The organism is Desulfobaculum senezii, from assembly GCF_054657395.1.
In genome coordinates this window covers 1,174,793-1,192,401 of the sequence record NZ_BAAHYU010000003.1, presented here as the reverse complement: position 1 = coordinate 1,192,401, position 17,609 = coordinate 1,174,793, and the positions used below count along the sequence as shown (strand labels likewise).

Genomic DNA, 17,609 nt, shown 5'->3' with positions numbered 1-17,609 from the left:
GCCATCCACAAACAAAGCCCCCGGCCGTTCTGGTCGGGGGCTTTGTTTGTAGATGGCGTTAGGCTCTGGCGTAGTCCGGTTGGGCGTCATTTTCCCGCCCTCGGCAGTTCACCGCGCCGAGGATCTGGTTCACGCTCTTGGCGCACCCACGCAGCGCCGCACGCTCGGCGGGGTGCAGCTCACTCGACTGGGCAAGTGTGCGTAGGAGAAAACGCGCGTCCTCTAGCCGATGCTCTATGGTGATAACGCGTATCCCCTCCCCCATCAAAACAACCTCCCTTGCGCGGCCTTCGGCACGAAGCTGCCGCGCGGCTCCTCGGTCGATACAGGACAATGCGGATACTGCCCCGCCTGCTCATGCGAAAGAACCAATCCATTTTCAAGCCGCACATCACGCATACTGACAAAGCGCACACGACAGGGCGTGCCGTTAATGCACAGGTAGTCACCGGGGTGGATGGTCTGTTCTGTCATGGCCTAGCCCTCCGCGTCTTCTTGAGGTCGGAGAAAGCACCAGCAACGCTGTGTTTTGTACAGCTTGGAATTATGGCGACAACGGTTCTTTTCCAGCAGCTTATAGCGGGGCGACACGCCCAACAGCTTACGGGCCTTATTGAAATCACGCTCACTCCAGCCCGAAGCAATCAAGTGCTTCTTGACCGTTTGCATATGAAAAGCAATTTCCTTCGGCTCGGAAGAAACATCAAGATCATGCTCATTAACAATCCGCTCCACGTCTGCCCAAAAGAGCGCCACAATGGGATGCTCCGTAATCTCTTCAACAGGCAATATTTTCACACCGCGCGACATCGAAAGCATAGTAAGCATATTCTCTACATCCTTCGTCGTGAGTCTACGCTGTAAATACGCCGACCACATCGCCGCCAGCCGCTCAACAGTTTCGTCGTAGGTTTCCAAAACGCCTTCGATTTTTGCCTCAGGATTTACCGTCTTCATGTCCTACTCCTTCAAAGGTCACGCTGAAAAAAAAATCAACTTAGGTGATGAGGGCAGAATAGCTTTTTTCTGCTATAAACCACTGATTTTAAAGGCTTTAATCCTGCCCCTAAAGAGGTGAGGTTCTCACCCTTAAAAAAATAGTTCTTTAAAATCAGCTAGTTATCTGTGGCTTTCGAAGGGGTAAAAAGTAGGCGAAAGGTGAGGATTCAAAGTTAGGCCTGCCCTTATCCTGCCCTATTTATGGTTAGGAAATATATTATATATATCAGGCATTTATAAGCCAATTTTGCAATCCTGCCCATCCTGACCCTATCTTTTACCCCTCCAAACTTAAATGACCTCGCAAAATTCACGCGCAAGCGCACGCGCGTATTTGCCAATCATTTCAGCTAGCTTCTGAAAACCCAGCATTTTTTGCTACTTCTCGTGTGTGTGCTCCACACAGAAGCGTTCTTCTTGATGAACTTATGCCTCTGAGAGTTTGGCAAGAGCTTCCTCACTTGGCGCATATCTGGGATCTTCAAACCTTCATTTCGACACGCTGCCTCAAACTCGTTGGGGCTAAGTGCTATCTCATCCTCGTTTCCGGAATGATTGAGGCGCCCTTCACCTACCTTGCAACTTTCCTCATTCAGGTAGTGATACAGCTCCCAGAAGCGTTCGACTTCCGGATGATCTGCATCAAGGCGACGTTCACGGGCCTGTGCACGTTCCAGCAAGTAGTCTGCAACTTGATCTATGGTTTCCTGTTTCAGATCAGGAAAGAGAATCGGCAAGGCACACGCGCAGGCGGCCACCTGCGCGTGGTTCTTGCACACACGCTCATTTCGCAGGTGCGGAGTGAAGCGGGCTTCCATGATGTCAAAGCATTCATAGTAGCGCTTGAGGATAGTGCTTTCGTTGGTAAGCGCCTTACGGATAAAGCCGCCCACGGTCTCCGGTGTCTGGCGTTCGAACCAGCGGGCAACGTCACGCGTCCCGGGGCCGTGGTGGCTCTTGTCGGCATGGCAATGGACAATGCGCTGCAGAAGCGCTTGGCTGCCATCGACCTCAGCGTTCTGACTGATGATGATAGTGCCACGAAACGGCGACTCTTCCACGTCATTGCCACGCTTAGCCACACCGAGGGTTCCGGTTGAGCGCCCATTGTAAAATGCTTTCAGGTTGTCAAAGTCGAACTGCTTGGCCTTAGTGTGCGGGTTGCCGTTGTCGCGGTCTGATTCAATAAGAACGGTGGGCATGCCCGACAACTGATTATACGAGCGGCGCCCACCTGCATCCGTCGCCTTCAACAGGTCAAACCCCTCGTAGTCGTCTCGGCCACAGCACTTCCACAGGAATTCCAAGACAGTTGTCTTGCCTGCCCCGGCGTCACCGGTGAATTCAAGAAATGGGAACGAGCTTTGCTGGGCACGAATCTGCCCCACAAAAAGAGAACCCAGCCAGAAGGCCAGAACCGAAAGGCCCGGCATAGAAAACGCCGTTACGTAATCATTCACCCAGCTCGGGTCGAACTTCCCCTTCATGCACAGGGACAAGGACAGATTGGTCTTGATGCCATGCTTGCCAACACGGAAAAGGCCATCATCGTTTGGGAAGACCTCTTGGTTCTTGTAGAACGCCTTCCCCTCAAAAACATACGCCTCAAATTCACGCACGTAGCCTTGATAAGGAACGGACTTCACAAGGCGGTGCTGCGCCTTTTTGAACCACTTGAGGGACAGATATCTGAAATGCCCGGCGTCTCCGGTCCACGATCCACCCGCCGTCTTATCGATAAGCGCAGCGTTAAACACCGCAGAGGACGTCAGTTCAGAACCTTCGAGTCTAATGATTTCCGGGTCTAAGTGCTCATAGTTGATGCGGAAGACGTACCACCGAGCATTCGCGATTTCGTCTACCTCACGGTACAGGCATTCGGGATAGACGTTGCACAGCATCTTCGTTGCACAATTCGCATAGAAGATCAGCTTCCCATCAGATGATTCCAGCGCAGCTTCCTGCTTGGCCAACTCATCATCCAGCGTGGTCATGGGGACGCGCACTTCATATATCTGATTCTTAAAAGCGAAAATCATGCTTTCGCGTTTCTTCTTGCAATAGCGATGGTACGCGGACTCCTCCACACTTTCAGCCAAGAACACGCGCCCCCAGTGCAGCCGCTCCGCCATGAAGTCGTCTGTCAGTTTCCCGGCCCTATACAGGTCATCCCAGTCCTGTCCGTTATTCGGGAGCAAGCAAACCTGCGCCGTCTCTTCCATAGCCCTGATTCGCTTAACATGCTTGCGCATGGCCGGACGTCCGGCTTTGTCGCCATCGAGGGCCAGTGTCCAACGGATGCCCTTTCCTTTGTGCTCCTTGATGTAATTGACTGGCATATTGCCGCAGCTCAAGGCTGCCGCCACCTTGCGCCCCGTCATGTGCAAGGCAATGGCGTGGAAAATCCCTTCTACTATGTAGCAACGTTCGCCCTGGACAAGCTCCTGCCCGGGGGGCGTCCATGCGTCTCCGGCGTAGAGAGTTCCATCTTCCTTGCGCTTGCCGCCAAACTTGGCGCGCTGCTGTCCGTCTTTCCAAGTATGACCAATCAGGCGTTCCCAGAAGCGCGTCCGTTTTTCATCCAGATAGAAGCGGACCGTGGCGCAATACTTGCCGTTATCCAGCCTGCACGCTTCCTGCGTGTACCAACCCCGGAGCTTCGAAATGTCGAAGCCCCGGTCCATGGACAGATAGACATTGGCTGTCCGTTCCGGTTCTTCCTTCGTGGCGGGGAAGCGTTCTTCCCAGCCCGTAAACAACTCGGGGATTTCATCTTTGACCGTACCTTCGTAGCCGCAGGAATTCTTGTGATTGCAGTTCAGATAAAAAGGCTTGTCCTTGTTCACCCATAAGGACTTGCCTCCGCACTGGGGGCATTTGCCCCCAGACAGGTACTTGTTGTTATTCGACTTGAACTGGAAACGGGAGCTACTCAGAAGGGCTTGCAGGATTTCTTCATTAGGAACGAGCATGGCCACCCTCCTTTCCAGCATCTTCGATAGGTCCGGGGAAGGCGGTGTCCAGTGCTTCTGCGCAGTCCCTCAACTGGTGCGCGAGGCACAGCACGAGGGCAGTCACGCCGGGGCGGTCTGCGTCGAGAGTGGAAGCGATTTCTAACAGAGCGTCAGAGATGGGGAACAGGTCGGAAACGGCCTGCTCTGGGGTGAGCGCGCGTGCCATGATGGCAGCTCCTTTGGTTTTGTTTAGTTGGCCCTCTTCAAAGAAAAGAGGGCCGGGAGCTAAACACGGCCCAAAGGAAGCCGCGGGATTATTCCCCCTCAGCGTCCTGAGGGGTCTTGTATTCTCCGCACTCCCGGCAAAAAAAATGTCATGGTTGCCAATCAGTAGATGCACTACTGGCAGGGAAGCATTGTGTTCGGCCCGCTGTTTAGACGGGAAAAGAACACAAAAGGAACCATGTTTTTCGGCCATGGAGCCGCCTTTGGACGGGGTGTGTTTAGCACCTGAAATTTCCATACCCGATTTGTGTTGAGGGGTCAAAATCTGACCGTTGTCCGTGTGAGGGGTCGAAGCGTGCATACCTGCTCCTGTGTGTTTACTCGGCGTGGTCTGCGTTAGGCTGGGCGCGGATCAGTGCGCGGAGATTCGCGTTATCGTTCTCTAGCTTCTGGATGTATGAGCGGATTTCCTTGAAGGCCCGTCCACCAAGAGTCCTGCCCATGAACAGGGCATGGACTCCCGGCGTACGGCTGTGTCCCGGCTTAGGCATAGGCGCTGCCCTGCTCAGAGACTTGGGCCAGCAGAACAGGCAGCTGCGCCCGGGCCTGTCTGGTGTACTCAGTTAGCGCGGCGATATCCTCGGGCCGGGCCAACCCTTCCGCCCCGCCAGTCAAAAGCCCCTCGGCAAACTGCGCCCTCTCAGCGAGCCTCGCCAAGGCCTCCCGGCCTTCTGCGGTGGTGACGTCGTATATGGTGTTGCGTGCTGCTGTGATGTTAAGCATGGGCGGCTCCCTACTCTGCGCTTTCGTTTTCGTTGAAGTCCTTGGCCTTTTCCTCCGCAGCTAGTCGGCGTTCTTCTTCGCGCAGATCGCCAATCAGGGCACTGGCCATGTCGATGACGTCGTACAGTTCCCGGATTATGGATCGCATTTCGGCCGATTCCAGCACTCCGTCTTCAATCGCCGCCTGCCCCTGCTTGCCCACGTCGGCGACCTCGCCAAAGAAGTCACCAATCCGCAGGACGAGGGACTGGCAATCTACAGACGCGTGGGCGTTCTGCATGCCCTGCATCATGGCGCGGATCTGAATCCACTGCGGCAGGTATGTATTGCCCAATACCGCGCACAGCTTGGGCATATCTTCCAGCGACGGATAGTAACGGGCGGTGGAACACACCCTACGGGCGTGGGCCATGCTCCAGCCCATTTCCTCGGCTATCTGCTGCATGGTCTTGCCGCTATTGGAGAAAGCCAGCTTGACGATGTCCACGGCTTCTAGGCGCTGCAAACAGGCGGAGTTCGTTTGTTCCAGTGTCTTCATGTCTGCCTCTCATGACTTGAGTTTGTATGGTTTGTTGTGGGGGATTATTTCTTGGTAGAACGGCGGCCCTTAGCCTGTGATTTTGTCTTGGCTGCGGTCTTCGCAAGCTGCTGCTTCAGTTCACGATTTTTGGCCCGCAGACAGATGTTGATGTACGCCAAACGCACGGCGGCTTTCGCCCACGGCGTTGGCTTTTTACGTGTGCTTTTCCACGCTGTGGTCTTGTAGCCCAGCAGGGTCCGCACAAGCCGATGTGTCCTGTATGCTTTCAGGATCACGCCCAATTGCTTGTGAAATGTCTGTGTGCTCATGCGTGCTAGATAGCCGGAATCCGGCTATCTAATCAAGAAAAATTTCGGTTATTTTGTACGGACGGATTTTGGCCTATAGGAAAACCATGCAATACGCCGACAAATTCGAACGGAAATTTATTCAGGTCGTGTCTGAGTTGGTGCTTGATTCAGGGATGAATCACAGTGACTTTGCGAAAATCGCTCTAAAAGACATGGGCGGCCCTGTCGCTAAGTGGCGCAGGATGCGCAACGCTTGGAAGTCTAGCGAAGGCCGCCCTCAAAGAATCTATCAGGCGGACGCCGTAAGAATGGCGGAAGCCCTCGGCAAGTCATACGCCGAACTCTGCTTCATCGTTGAGCAGCGCTTAAAGATTGATCAGCAGGAGGGGCAGTCCGCATAACGTGCGGAGCGCTCCTCCTGCTCTTCTTTTTGTTCCAACCCCCTTGCGGCCCTAACCAGCCGCCCCCTCAATAGTTTCAGCACATACTCTTCCCCCTGTAGCGGTTCACGCAAGTCCGCCAACCCTTGCAGGGTATCCGCAATATCGTACAATTCTGAGATAGGATCGGGCATAGCTCCTCCGTACGTTTTTCACGCCTAAGACGTACGAACGCCCTTCCCGTATCGTCAAGGAATTACGGTCATTTTCGGGTTTTGTTGCACTGTATGAAACTTCGTTGACCTGTATGCAACACACATATGATTCTTGATAGCGAATACATACTAAGCGTCGCAGTAAATTCAGTTGCCACGGCGCATGAACCGGCTGTCATATACGAGCCATCCGGCCGGGTCGCGTACGCGAATGATCCGTGGAAGCAACTCTTCGGACAAGACCACGCAGTGGGTGTATTCCTCCCGCATATCTCAGCATCCTACGCGGAAATTGCGACTCTGGTACAAAGGCGCGGCGCCGTGGTGACGGCAGAAATAGACGCAGGACGCGCTGGATTCGGCTACATCGAAACGCATAGCATCCCCTATTTTGTCGAACAGACACTGCTGTATATCCTAACGGTCTGCACAGAGCCGCCGCATCGTCCTGACATCGAACTGGCGTACGCCAGACAGATTAGCCCGCCCGGCGACAACCTCTTCATCCTACGCGAAGACTTATCCATCGTTACATGCGAGGTTGATAGCGATTCACTCTTTTACGGCGCAGACGCCACAGACCGCCAGCTGCTGGAAGCTATCCACGAAGACGACGCGAACGTGCTGCTCCGCGCCATGCGGATCAGCCAGCAGCACCCCACCACCCCCACGCGCATAGAGTTACGTATCCACCGCCGGCGAGGACTTGTCCGCATGGCCTCCGCCGTGACCTACGTCCCCGGCCGCGCCCAACGTTGGATTCTCTCCACGCGCTCCACGTCGCCTCTTGGCGGACGAATCATCGCCCGCATGTGCGAGGCATGGGGCGTGGACTCGTACGCAGCACTCGCCCGCGCCATGGACATAGACCGCTCCACCATTTCCAAATACCGCACGCGGGACTCCGTCCCCTCCGGCTGGCTCATAGAAACCTACCTCAAGCACCGAGTCTCTGTGCACTGGCTCTACACGGGCCACGGCCCCAAGATTATTGCAGACCCCTAGCTAATATTTAGCCAATCTTTACACGGGGAAGCCCGATTCTCCTGCATCTTTATAGCCGGAATATGGCTATCTAGCAGTTGACTGGAAGCCGGAATCTGGCTAGCGAAAGAGCCAACGACTGGTGCCTCCAATCACACTCGCAAGCAAAGGATCCTCCAATGAACGAACTACTCACTGCCAAGGAAGCTGCACAACTCCTCAAAATCTTTCGCCGCGACGGAACCCCAAACCCCGCAGGTGCAACCAAGTTCCTAACAGACCACGGCATTGTCCCCATCAACTTTGGACGTGGAGCTGGCCGTGGGCTACGTTTCTTTTCATCCGAGATCAAAGACCTCATAGAGTCCTTGCGTCCCAAGACAAAACCACAAGCCAAGCCCAAGAAGATCAAGCGCAAGTCGAGCAATATATTCAACGGCTCATACAAAGACCTTCAAGGGAAGGCGCACGATAAATTGCAGTAGGCTCATCCATTATGGCTGTAGAAAAACGTAAAAATAAATCGGGCCGCGTTTCTTACCGTGCATACTGGAGAAACCCAGCAACAAGACGGATTGAACGCGGCCCGTGGACCACCCATAAAAAGGCCGAGAAGCTCTCCGAAGAAATGAAGTTCCGCCTCAAATATGAGCCGGAGTCTTTTGAAGTTGCTGTCCCCGCGTCGTCAGCACTGGTTACGGATATCCTCGCCGCATACCTAACGGGCGCAAACCTCACGGAAAGCACTCGCAAGTCTACCTTCTATCATCTCAAGAAAGTTGCAAAGCTCATGGACGGACTAACCGTTCAGGAGCTGACCGCCGCACACATGACCAACATTGAACGGCGGTTGCGCACAGACGGCTACGCGCAGCCCGGCATCAATCGCAAAATTGGAATCGTGTTGGCTGCTATGACGTGGGCAAAGGACCAGCGCCTTATTGACTCCATTCCGATCAACCCCCTTGAGTATCGATGCAAACGCGGTCGGGACAAACGCACGCCGCCACCGACACCTAACCAGATTGCGGAGTTACTTGAAGCAGCTCCGCCCCACATCTGCCGCGCCATCGTCCTCGGCTACTATACTGGGGCGCGGACCGGGCCGTCCGAACTGCTCCGAATCAAGTGGGAAGATGTCGCGTTTCGTGAACGCTTCGTCAGAATCCACTCAGCCAATAAGAATGACGAAATCCAGTGGCGGGATATTTACATAGACGACAACGAAATCTGGCACTTGCTGTCCCAATGGTGCGCAGCAGATATGGCCGGGGGATTCCTCTACGTCATCCACTATCGTGGCAAGCCCATTACGACGTTCAAGAAGGCGTGGCGCAACCTGTTTGACCGCGTGAACAAAACAAGGGGCAAGCGCAACCTCCCACCTATCCCGTACTGCAAGCCTTACTCCCTGCGTCATGCCTTTGTGACAGAACTGCTTGCTCAAGGCGCAAACCTCAAGGCCGCCAGTGAGTTGGCCGGACACTCTGATACCACGACCACCACGCGGATCTACCAACACACCAACACGCGAGACCGCAAAGAGGCCTCCCGCCACCTGCCCAAATTGCAGATGGGACACAGCGACGAAGATCACTTCTAGGGGATATCGACACACTCGGTATCCCCTAAAAATGAAAACTCAATATTTTCAGTATGTTGGAAATGGCGCCATGCCTTCGGGACGCAGAGACCGCGCGTTCAAATCGCGCCATCCCGACCAGAGAATATAGGGACGTAGAGGCAACTCTACGTCCCTTTTTCCTTTTGGTCTGGTAGCCGGGGCATCCAAATTACTTAGCCAGCATACACACTCGCCGCCCCTCCCCAGAACCGACAGCTCCCCCATTTGTCCACGCGGCCCCTCCTGTCCCATGGGACATAACGACGCACCCCATCTCCCCACAGCGTCATCTCACCACGTGCGCCCTCCCGCCCCAAAGGCTTTCTCCTGCATTCCACAGCACCCTCCGTACACCATTATTGACAACACGAACCAAAACGCCTATCCGATACCGCACTCCGCATCGCACTGAAACACCACACTTTTTTCAAGGACTCCCTGCATGGATGCGCCACCTCGCCTTTCGGATCAGGTTACTTGGACTCGCGTTGCGCTTGTTTTGGGCGCGGTGGTCTATATTGGCGCGTGTTACGGGACGCTCTTTGTTCCTGCGCTGTGGAACTCTTTTTTCTTTATCACCTCAGGCCTCACGTTGTGCTTTTTGCTTCTGACGGTTTTCCTGAGCCACGCAAACGCCCGGAAAGCCAGTGAGCTTGCCCAGCGATACGACGAAACTGGGGAAGCGGGGCACAAGCGAAGCGGGGGCCTTCCTGCGTGGCTTCATCCGCAGCAGGACGCCTTTCTCGCCTTTTCCGTCGGGGCGACCACCGCGTTGTTCTTTTCCATCGATATCGAAGCCATGCTTATGACAATGCGCAAAGGGCACATGGTGGCCCCATCTGATGCCCTCCCGGACTTGGCTCTTCCCTTCTACCTCGTTCCGCTGTTCGCCTTCATATCCAAGACAACACCGCCCCTTCTCGCGCCCAGCGCGCGCCGCTTACGCAGCAGAGGATTCCGTCTTGGCCGAGCCGTCATCATCGCGTCCATTGCCGCTCAGGGGATGACAGCCATTTTTTCGGCGTATTTGCCCACGTATTCATTCATGGTCGGCATCTGCGGGGCAACGTGCGTGGCCTTGTGCGGTGTGCTTTTCCTCAGCGCCCGGTGGTCCCGCACCGCCTCCACTGCAACCCAAGTCTTTTGCGGCACTCCCATAATCTCCGCCCTCGGCACCGAAATGGACCTCCACCGCACCCGCACCCTGTGCGTTGCGGGCATCGCCTTCAGCATCCTCCACATGGGCCTAGCGTCCCTCTCCCTCATCCCCGGTAAAAGTTTCAGCCCCCTCATTGGCACCACGGTATGTCTCTTGGGACTCAGCGGCACCGTCCTGCACAACAACGCGCATCCGGTGTCGGTATATGCCAGCGCAAAACTTCTGCCAAAGAGTCACCGCCACAGAGGGCCAGCTCAACAGGAGAATCGAGAAGAAGCCCCGGCATAGGCCAAAATTCCCCTTGCCAAAGCTGGCAGGTGTCTTATGTAGAAAGCGGGGGAGGGAAACGCTGATGCAGCGCTCGCGCCGAGTCAGGACAGCTTCCCTCCCAGTTCACCAGCACAGCCCCCACACTGCACCAACCCGTTCCTTCTCCCGTATTTCCTCCGGCTCCTTACCCACTGGCCGCCTCTTTCATACGCCACGGCGCGACTCGCTTTCGCCCGTGTTCCGAAGCCCGCGATCCGCCACCTCTCCCGCGGCTGGATGCTCCCGGGCGGAGCACCCCGGAACGACATCGCGCAGGAGCCTCACGCGCCGCCCTCCCCCCTTTTTTGCAACGAAAAGCCCCCGCCTGCATGACAGACGGGGGCTTTTCGTTTCGCGGCAATATGGCTGGGGCTAGACGATATACCCCTGCACGGCAAGGTAGCGCAGCACCTCGTGCGCGGCTTCCTTGGGCGTGCGTTCGGTTGTGTCAATTGCAAGGTCGGGCTTCACCGGCGGCTCGTAGGGCGCATCAATACCAGTCACCCCGGCAATACGCCCCGCCCGCGCTTTGGCGTACAGTCCTTTGCGGTCGCGCTGCTCGCACACGGCCAACGGCGTGGACATATAGACCTCCACAAAGCCGCCGTACTGCCGCACCAACCGCCGCGCCGCCTGCCTCGACTCCTCATAGGGCGCGATGGGCGCGCACAGGGCAATGCCACGGTTCTTGGTGATTTCACTCGCCACGTAGCCGATGCGGGTCACGTTCAGGTTGCGGTGTTCGCGGGAGAACGTCAGTTCGCTGGATAAGTTGCGGCGGACGATGTCGCCATCAAGAAGCGTGACCGGACGGCCATTCATTTCCAGGAATTTATGCAGCAGCACCTTGGCGAGGGTGGACTTGCCCGCGCCGGACAGCCCGGTGATGAAAACCGTAAAACCCTGCTTGTGCCGGGGCGGATGCGCCTTGCGCAGTTCGTCCACCACCTCGGGAAACAGGAACCACTCCGGAATCTCCAGCCCGTGTTCAAGCCGCCGCCACAGCTCGCGCGAGGAAATTTCCCTCACGCGCATGTCCTTGGTGACGGCGTCCAGCGGCACATATTCCGCCCTATCCTCCACATAGCACCGGGGGCGTTCCGCAAGGGGCGTCACCCCCGCCTCCTCGGCGTAGCGCTGTACAAGCTCCATCGCCGCGTCGTCCCCGCCACTTTCAGGACGCAGGCCGCCCTCCGCACAGGCGTCATCCTGCCCCTGCTCCTGCTCCTGCCCCTGCAACAGCACATGCGTACAGCCATAATTACCGCGAATCTGCGCCTGCCACAGGGCCTCACGCGGGCCAGCGCCGCGCCCGGCATACGGAAGCAGCGCCAAGGCCGCCATGTTGCGCGGAAAGCGCTCAAGGAATTTTCGGTAACTGCGGATAAGGGGGAAGGTCTCGGCGCGTCGGTCCCGGCCGGGACTGACATCGAGCATAATGAAAATATTGGCTTCGGCCTCGCGAGCCGCAGCGAGCATCATGTCATGGTGGGCGCAATGCGGCCACGACGCCATCTGAAAGCCCACTACGCGCCGCCACCCACGCTGGGCAAAGGCGCGGTGCACATCGGCGGGAGAGAGCCGCAGCTCAGGAAAATCATAGTGTTGGGGGAGGTGCAGGCCTTCCACACGTCCGCCCACGTACCATTCACCCACCTCGTCATACAGGCGGCGAACCCCATCATGGGCGGCGGGGTCATCCGTGCCGTACAGTGCGCGGGCTTCGCGGGCCTTGTCCGGCTTCCACACGTCCTGCACGTGCAGTACCGCCAGCATAAAGCCCTCGCTGTCACGCAGAGCCAGCGGCACACCGGGCCGAAGCGTCTGCGCGACGGCTTCCGGTACATCCAGGCACACCGGCATAGCCCAAAGCGCCCCATCCGCCAGACGCATATCGTCCAGCACGCGCTCATAATCCACCTGCCCGAGGTAGCCCTCCAGCGGATAGAACGCCCTCGTGAGCAGAAGTTCCAAATCGCACAGCTGACGCCGCCCCAAGTCGACCGAGGCAAATCCCACGGCTTCGCGCCGCAGGACGTCAATGCGCCTTGGGTGCACAAGCAGACTCTCGGAATACGGCGTCATGGGCGGTGCGGGATGCATACCTCCTCCCTTGGGCGCGGGACAATCAACGGAACACGGACGCGGCCCCCTCTGCATTGATGCGGACGTCACCCTCCAAGGCAACATCGGCGGCAAACGTCACGTCGCCGCACACATCCAGCGACGAGCAATCCATCATCGACGGCACCCCTTCCGGGAACCGGCACAGAAAATCGTCAATGCACTTATAGTAGTCACCGTCCAATGACACCTGCGGCAAGTCCTCGGAACGCTCCTCACGCGGGACAAGGGCGTAGTCGTCGCGCAATTCGTAGCAATCGGACATAACGGTCAGCAGGTCGGCGGTGGTCTTCACGGGGGAGAAGCGGCGGCGGGGCACCTCCACGGCGGCGGCATCGGCAAAACACGATATGGCCGCGCCCATGGCGGTCTCCAACTGAATAACGCGCGGCGAGGATGCATCGCGCGGGTCGAGGGTCTTTTCATTGCGGATAAGGGAGAGCGGCACCATACCCTCCTCCAGAATCACCTGCCGCACGGCGGCAAGGTCCAGCCAGATGGAGTTGGTGTTGAAATAGCTATGCCGGCTTATATCCTGAAACGCCTGCCGGTCGGCCTCCGGGCACTGGGCAATCTCGCGCAGGGCCAATCGGCCATCCTTCAAACGCGCCAGATGCCCGCCCTTGCGGTCCGTCTCCTGCCTGCGGGCCACCTCCATGACAAACGGCAACCCTTCCTTGACCATATAGCCAAGCAAAGACGGATCAAACAGCGCGCCAAGGTTATCCACATTGGACACAAACGCATACCGGATGCCGGAATCCAAGAGCTGGGGCAAAATATGCGAGGTGATAAGCGCCGTATAAATATCGCCGTGCCCCGGCGGATTCCATTCAAGGGAACGGTTCTCCGGGCAATCGGCAGGCTCCAGCGTCTCCGCCAGCACCTTGGGGAATTTGTTCTGCACAAAGGTGAGCGGAATGCCGCAACTGCCATTGTTGCAATTGCGCGTGGCGGTAAGGGTATCCTGATGGGTACGGAAGCTGTCCATAAACAGCAGCGGCACCGGCACATTATAGCGGGTGCGCAGGGCGTCCACCTGCGCCAGCGTCAATTGGAGGAAGGACATGCCATCGCGCACAGGGATAAGCGACTTGGCCTTCTCCAGCCCCATGCTGGTCCCAAGGCCGCCGTTAAGTTTAATGATGGCCACCTTGCCCAGATGGTCCATCCCATGCCGGGTATACCCATCCAGACTGCCGTAGCGCGCAAGCTCATCTCCAGCGAGTGGCGTGATGTCCGACTCAGCCAGCGAACCCGGGTCGCCGTCCAAAAGCCGCGCATACAGCGACTTGAAAACATTGAGGACCATGGGGTGCTGCCCCGCCTCTTCCATCCGCTCCGCAAAGGGGCGGAACCTGCTATGCAAATCGTTGCCCGAATAGGCGAGCAAATCCCGTAAAGCGTTCATGCCGTCTCCCTGTCCGGTTGCCGGGGTCTGCGCCCCGAGCGACCAGACATTCCGTCCGGGTTTTCTCCTTCCCGCGGCGAGAATGCCGCGCTCTGCCCCGCATTCGGGGCGGCCTGCCAGCGCCTCGGCCTCGCACCAAAAATCCATGCCATTTCGGCAGAATAGCGGTACACTTCGCCGCCTTGCGTAGGACAAAGGCATCACATCTTACCGCACTCTGCTGGCTTGCGCCACACCGGCTGTATTTTTCCTGTGGGCCCCTGTCACCCGGACGAAAGTGCCCACATGAGCGTACGGATGCACTGAATGTACCCGGACGCGACAAAAGCCCCGCCCCCTACGGATTTGCAGGGTCGGAAGCAATGCATTTCGCAAAGGATTTGGGGAATATAGAAAAAACGGAAAAAACGCAAAAAAAAACGCGCCGCAAACTCTGCGGCGCGTTGAAGCGTCAGTGGATGTTGCTGGTGAACATCATATTGGCATAGAGGCTTTTATAAAAATCGTTCACTCGTTCGGCCAGCTCCATGCGGGCGGCCTCGGCCTCGTCCTCGGTCTCGAAGAAGGAGGCTAAATCGCGGGCGACGCCGTCTCCGCTGTCACCAACGGGCTGATCGAGGTGCACGCGGAAATAGTACTGTTCCTTCTCGTAGGGACGCGCCGGGTCGGGAAAGGTCTTCTCCACCCAGCCAATGGCCTTGATATGGGCGATGGGAACAAGAAACCCCTCTATAAACACTAAGTAGTCGAATTCAGGATATTCATCCAGCTCTGAATGCATGGCTCTTACTCCAATCTTTTTTCAGGGGATTCCCTGCCGCTCTTCTGACCGGGTGGCGACACTGCGGCCAGAACCGAACGGTCTATACGCATTCCGCCCGAAGGGCAACACCCCTGCAGCCCAAAGGGCCCCCTCCCCCGCCTAAACGAGGCAGTGCGTCAGCCCCAAAACGCCAAGCACCAGCGCGGCGCACGCCAGCCCCGAGAGCAGCACCAACCGCATCAGGCGCTCCGTGGCTTCGGTATCCCAGTCCAAACGCTTGGGGCCAAGCTGAGGCTTATGCTTGAGCTGGCCAAAATAAATAGCCGGACCACCCATGGACGCCCCTATAAGCCACGCCGCGGCGGCCATGGGCCACCCCGCGTTGGGGCTGGAGCTTTTCCCGGCGTCCGCGGCAATGCGCGCCCACACGCCCTTGGTCCGCGCGCCCATGCACCAGGCAACCAGCACCATCACCACGGCTGTCAGCCGCGCAGGCGCCCATGCCAAAACATCGTCAAGACGCGCCGCCGCCCAGCCAAACTGCCGATAGCGCGGCGTCATGTATCCCCACATGGAATCCAGCGTGCTCACGGCCTTGTACACCCACAGCGCCACAGGACCGCCAAGGGCCAAATAGAAAAACGGCGCAACAAAGCCGTCGTTAAGGTTTTCGCTCAGCGTCTCGGCAAGGCCGGAGCGCACTTCCGCCTCGCTCAAATGGGCGGTGTCACGGCTGACCAGCATGGACAGAGCCATTCGCGCGCCGTCCAAGTCGCCGCCGTCCATCAGGCGCGCAACGCTGCGCGCCTCGCGCAGGAGTTGCCCAAGGGCCAGCCCCGCATACGCCAGATAGAGGCCCACTGCCATTCCGATGACAGGCAGATGAATAAGCCCCCACACTGCGGCCCCGCTGCCCCCGGCAAGAATGCATACGCCAAGCACGCCCTTCAGGCGCATCGCGCCGGTGGTGCGGCGGGCGGCCTCCTCCAGACGGGCCGCAACCCAGCCCAGCAGGCACACCGGATGCGGCAGACGGTGCGGGTCACCAATCAGCACATCCGCAAAAACGGCAACCACAGGCAGAAAGAGAGCCACTAGGAAATCCTGATGTACGATCATATTCTCCCACCGTATGCAAACTCGTCAGTTATGTAATGATGCGCTGGCGACACATGGCAAAGGCGCCCATGCAACGCGCTCCCTCCCTGCTCCGGTTGTAAAGTCGTCGCAAGGCCTTGACGGTCCTCACCGCCTGCGTGGTATGCTGGCGGGGTGTGCTCAAACCTGTATTCAGGAGCAGTCGGTCATGAAAGGTGGCATCTGGCGCGTAGCGCGCTGTCTTGTGGCCCTTGCCGTCGTCGCCTGTTTGGCGGCGTCCCCGGCTTTGGCCAAAAAATCATACATTGCCTTTGGCGGCGGACCTGTTGGCGGCACGTTCAACTACTTCGCCAACGCCATGGCCAACCACATTTCGCAGACCTATGACGATTTGGAAATCACACCGGAAGGGTCCGGCGGTTCGGCGTCAAACCTCAAGCGCCTGCACAAGGGACACATTGAATTCGGCATCGTCTACTCCGGCGACGCGTACCTTGGCCGCCACGGACGGCTGCCGCAGGATACCACCCGCTACGACAACGCCCGCGCTGTGGCCTACCTCTACGGCGCACCCGCGCACCTTGTGGTGCGCAAGGACAGCGGCATAACCGCCGCCACGGACCTTGTGGGCAAACGCGTCGGCATCGGCAACGCCGGGTCAGGCGCCGCAGCCGCTGCGGAGCGCTTTTTCCGTCACATCGGCATCTGGGACAAAATTAAGCGCCTGAACATGGGCTATTCCGCCGCCGCTACGGCCTTCAGCGCAAAAAAAATCGACGCCTTCTGGGTGCTGGCCGGCGAGCCAAACGCCTCCGTCATCGAGGCATCGGCCCGCAGCCCCATCGCCCTTGTGGACTTGCACAAAACCGCAGTTGCCACAGGATTTTACGACGTCTACCCGTTCTACACCCCTATCCAAATCCCCGGCGGCACTTACAGAAATCTTGATTCGCCGGTGAAGAGCTTTCAGGACGCGGCCTACTGGTGCGCCAATGCCCGCGTCTCCAACCACATCGTCCACCGCGCGCTGTCCAGCATCTTTTCCGCAGCGGGGCTGCGCTATATGACTTCCGTCAACCAGACTGCCAAAGCCATGAACATCGTAGACGGCCTCAAAGGCCTCTCCATCCCCATCCATCCCGGCGCCGCGCGCTTCTGGGAAGAACAGGGGCTGAACATCCCAACGCCGCCTTAACCCGCACCGCCCGGCGCAATTGGACCAAACGCCTCCGCATCATGACAGATGTGGAGGCGTCTTCATTGGCGCGGCACACCGCCGCGCGGCGTTATCCTACAGGAAGAGTCTGCGTCTGGCGCATCGCCTCATACAGCACGATGCCCGCCGATGTGGACAAATTCAGGCTGCGCACCTTGCCCCGCCTGATGGGCAGGGTGATGCACTGTCCGATGTCGTCAATAACCTCCACGGGCAGTCCCCGCGTCTCCGGGCCAAGCACGAGCATATCCGCCGCAGTGTACGAAAAGCGGTCATAACGCTCGCCCTGCTTGGAGCTGGTGCACACCAACCGCTTGCCTTCCGCCGCCGCTAGCAGCGACGGCCAGTCCGGGTGGACGGTCACATCCACATGCGGCCAGTAGTCGAGCCCCGCACGCTTGAGGTAGCGGTCCTCCAGGCTAAAGCCCAGCGGCTCCACAAGGTGCAGACGCGTTCCGGTGGCGGCGCACAGCCGCGCGATGTTGCCTGTATTAGGCGGTATTTCCGGTTCGTAAAGAACAATTTCCATGCAAT

General features: G+C 57.9%; 19 protein-coding genes. 6 read left to right on the top strand and 13 right to left on the bottom strand.

Annotated elements, in window-relative coordinates; translation table 11 throughout:
* Positions 1-58: 58 nt before the first annotated feature.
* The 8 genes from ACYQ2T_RS14320 to ACYQ2T_RS14285 all read right to left on the bottom strand — a co-directional run bounded on the left by ACYQ2T_RS14320 (position 59) and on the right by ACYQ2T_RS14285 (position 5,810).
* Entirely contained in the window at positions 59-265 is a 207-nt protein-coding gene (locus ACYQ2T_RS14320) for a hypothetical protein (RefSeq protein WP_459901445.1), read from the bottom strand.
* Positions 265-474 (bottom strand): hypothetical protein, encoded by a 210-nt coding sequence (locus tag ACYQ2T_RS14315; protein ID WP_459901443.1) that lies wholly within the window; start codon positions 472-474, stop codon positions 265-267. The genes ACYQ2T_RS14320 and ACYQ2T_RS14315 overlap by 1 nt, the downstream gene beginning before the upstream one ends.
* 3 nt (positions 475-477) lie before the next feature.
* Entirely contained in the window at positions 478-957 is a 480-nt protein-coding gene (locus ACYQ2T_RS14310) for a hypothetical protein (RefSeq protein ID WP_459901442.1), read from the bottom strand.
* Between the two features lie 392 nt (positions 958-1,349).
* On the bottom strand, positions 1,350-3,971 hold the full coding sequence (locus ACYQ2T_RS14305) for a toprim domain-containing protein (protein ID WP_459901440.1): 2,622 nt from the start codon (positions 3,969-3,971) through the stop codon (positions 1,350-1,352).
* The gene (locus tag ACYQ2T_RS14300; RefSeq protein WP_459901439.1) at positions 3,958-4,539 is read right to left on the bottom strand and encodes a hypothetical protein; all 582 of its coding nucleotides are present in this window, start codon (positions 4,537-4,539) and stop codon (positions 3,958-3,960) included. Before ACYQ2T_RS14300 ends, ACYQ2T_RS14305 begins: the two co-directional genes overlap by 14 nt.
* A 182-nt stretch (positions 4,540-4,721) precedes the next feature.
* Positions 4,722-4,961 (bottom strand): hypothetical protein, encoded by a 240-nt coding sequence (locus tag ACYQ2T_RS14295; RefSeq protein ID WP_459901438.1) that lies wholly within the window; start codon positions 4,959-4,961, stop codon positions 4,722-4,724.
* A 10-nt stretch (positions 4,962-4,971) separates the two neighbouring features.
* Positions 4,972-5,499, bottom strand: a complete 528-nt coding sequence (locus ACYQ2T_RS14290) for a phage regulatory CII family protein (RefSeq protein WP_459901437.1) — start codon at positions 5,497-5,499, stop codon at positions 4,972-4,974.
* Between the two features lie 44 nt (positions 5,500-5,543).
* Complete coding sequence (locus ACYQ2T_RS14285) at positions 5,544-5,810, bottom strand: hypothetical protein (RefSeq protein WP_459901435.1); 267 nt, start codon at positions 5,808-5,810, stop codon at positions 5,544-5,546.
* A gap of 86 nt (positions 5,811-5,896) precedes the next feature.
* Between ACYQ2T_RS14285 and ACYQ2T_RS14280 the strand changes: the two genes are divergently transcribed.
* The 5 genes from ACYQ2T_RS14280 to ACYQ2T_RS14260 all read left to right on the top strand — a co-directional run bounded on the left by ACYQ2T_RS14280 (position 5,897) and on the right by ACYQ2T_RS14260 (position 10,442).
* Positions 5,897-6,193 carry a hypothetical protein gene (locus ACYQ2T_RS14280; RefSeq protein WP_459901433.1) on the top strand — a complete coding sequence of 99 codons (297 nt, stop codon included), beginning with the start codon at positions 5,897-5,899 and terminating at the stop codon, positions 6,191-6,193.
* A gap of 515 nt (positions 6,194-6,708) precedes the next feature.
* Entirely contained in the window at positions 6,709-7,392 is a 684-nt protein-coding gene (locus ACYQ2T_RS14275; protein ID WP_459901432.1) for a helix-turn-helix domain-containing protein, read from the top strand.
* Between the two features lie 158 nt (positions 7,393-7,550).
* Positions 7,551-7,856 (top strand): hypothetical protein, encoded by a 306-nt coding sequence (locus ACYQ2T_RS14270; RefSeq protein WP_459901430.1) that lies wholly within the window; start codon positions 7,551-7,553, stop codon positions 7,854-7,856.
* Positions 7,857-7,867: 11 nt separating this feature from the next.
* Complete coding sequence (locus ACYQ2T_RS14265) at positions 7,868-8,974, top strand: tyrosine-type recombinase/integrase (RefSeq protein ID WP_459901428.1); 1,107 nt, start codon at positions 7,868-7,870, stop codon at positions 8,972-8,974.
* A gap of 463 nt (positions 8,975-9,437) precedes the next feature.
* On the top strand, positions 9,438-10,442 hold the full coding sequence (locus ACYQ2T_RS14260) for a hypothetical protein (RefSeq protein ID WP_459901426.1): 1,005 nt from the start codon (positions 9,438-9,440) through the stop codon (positions 10,440-10,442).
* A 393-nt stretch (positions 10,443-10,835) separates the two neighbouring features.
* On the opposite strand, the gene ACYQ2T_RS14255 is transcribed toward ACYQ2T_RS14260, so the two are convergent.
* The 4 genes from ACYQ2T_RS14255 to cbiB all read right to left on the bottom strand — a co-directional run bounded on the left by ACYQ2T_RS14255 (position 10,836) and on the right by cbiB (position 15,880).
* Complete coding sequence (locus tag ACYQ2T_RS14255) at positions 10,836-12,566, bottom strand: bifunctional sulfate adenylyltransferase/adenylylsulfate kinase (RefSeq protein WP_459901424.1); 1,731 nt, start codon at positions 12,564-12,566, stop codon at positions 10,836-10,838.
* 25 nt (positions 12,567-12,591) lie between these two features.
* Entirely contained in the window at positions 12,592-13,998 is a 1,407-nt protein-coding gene (locus ACYQ2T_RS14250) for a UTP--glucose-1-phosphate uridylyltransferase (protein WP_459901422.1), read from the bottom strand.
* A gap of 451 nt (positions 13,999-14,449) precedes the next feature.
* On the bottom strand, positions 14,450-14,779 hold the full coding sequence (locus ACYQ2T_RS14245; protein ID WP_404843125.1) for a hypothetical protein: 330 nt from the start codon (positions 14,777-14,779) through the stop codon (positions 14,450-14,452).
* A 141-nt stretch (positions 14,780-14,920) separates the two neighbouring features.
* A complete protein-coding gene (cbiB, locus tag ACYQ2T_RS14240) occupies positions 14,921-15,880 on the bottom strand; it encodes an adenosylcobinamide-phosphate synthase CbiB (protein WP_459901419.1) in 960 nt (319 codons plus the stop codon).
* A gap of 187 nt (positions 15,881-16,067) precedes the next feature.
* Here cbiB and ACYQ2T_RS14235 point away from each other — a divergent pair, with 187 nt between their 5' ends.
* Positions 16,068-17,054, top strand: a complete 987-nt coding sequence (locus ACYQ2T_RS14235; protein WP_459901417.1) for a TAXI family TRAP transporter solute-binding subunit — start codon at positions 16,068-16,070, stop codon at positions 17,052-17,054.
* 91 nt (positions 17,055-17,145) lie between these two features.
* On the opposite strand, the gene ACYQ2T_RS14230 is transcribed toward ACYQ2T_RS14235, so the two are convergent.
* Positions 17,146-17,604 (bottom strand): tRNA (cytidine(34)-2'-O)-methyltransferase, encoded by a 459-nt coding sequence (locus ACYQ2T_RS14230; RefSeq protein WP_459901415.1) that lies wholly within the window; start codon positions 17,602-17,604, stop codon positions 17,146-17,148.
* Between the last annotated feature and the right edge of the window lie 5 nt (positions 17,605-17,609).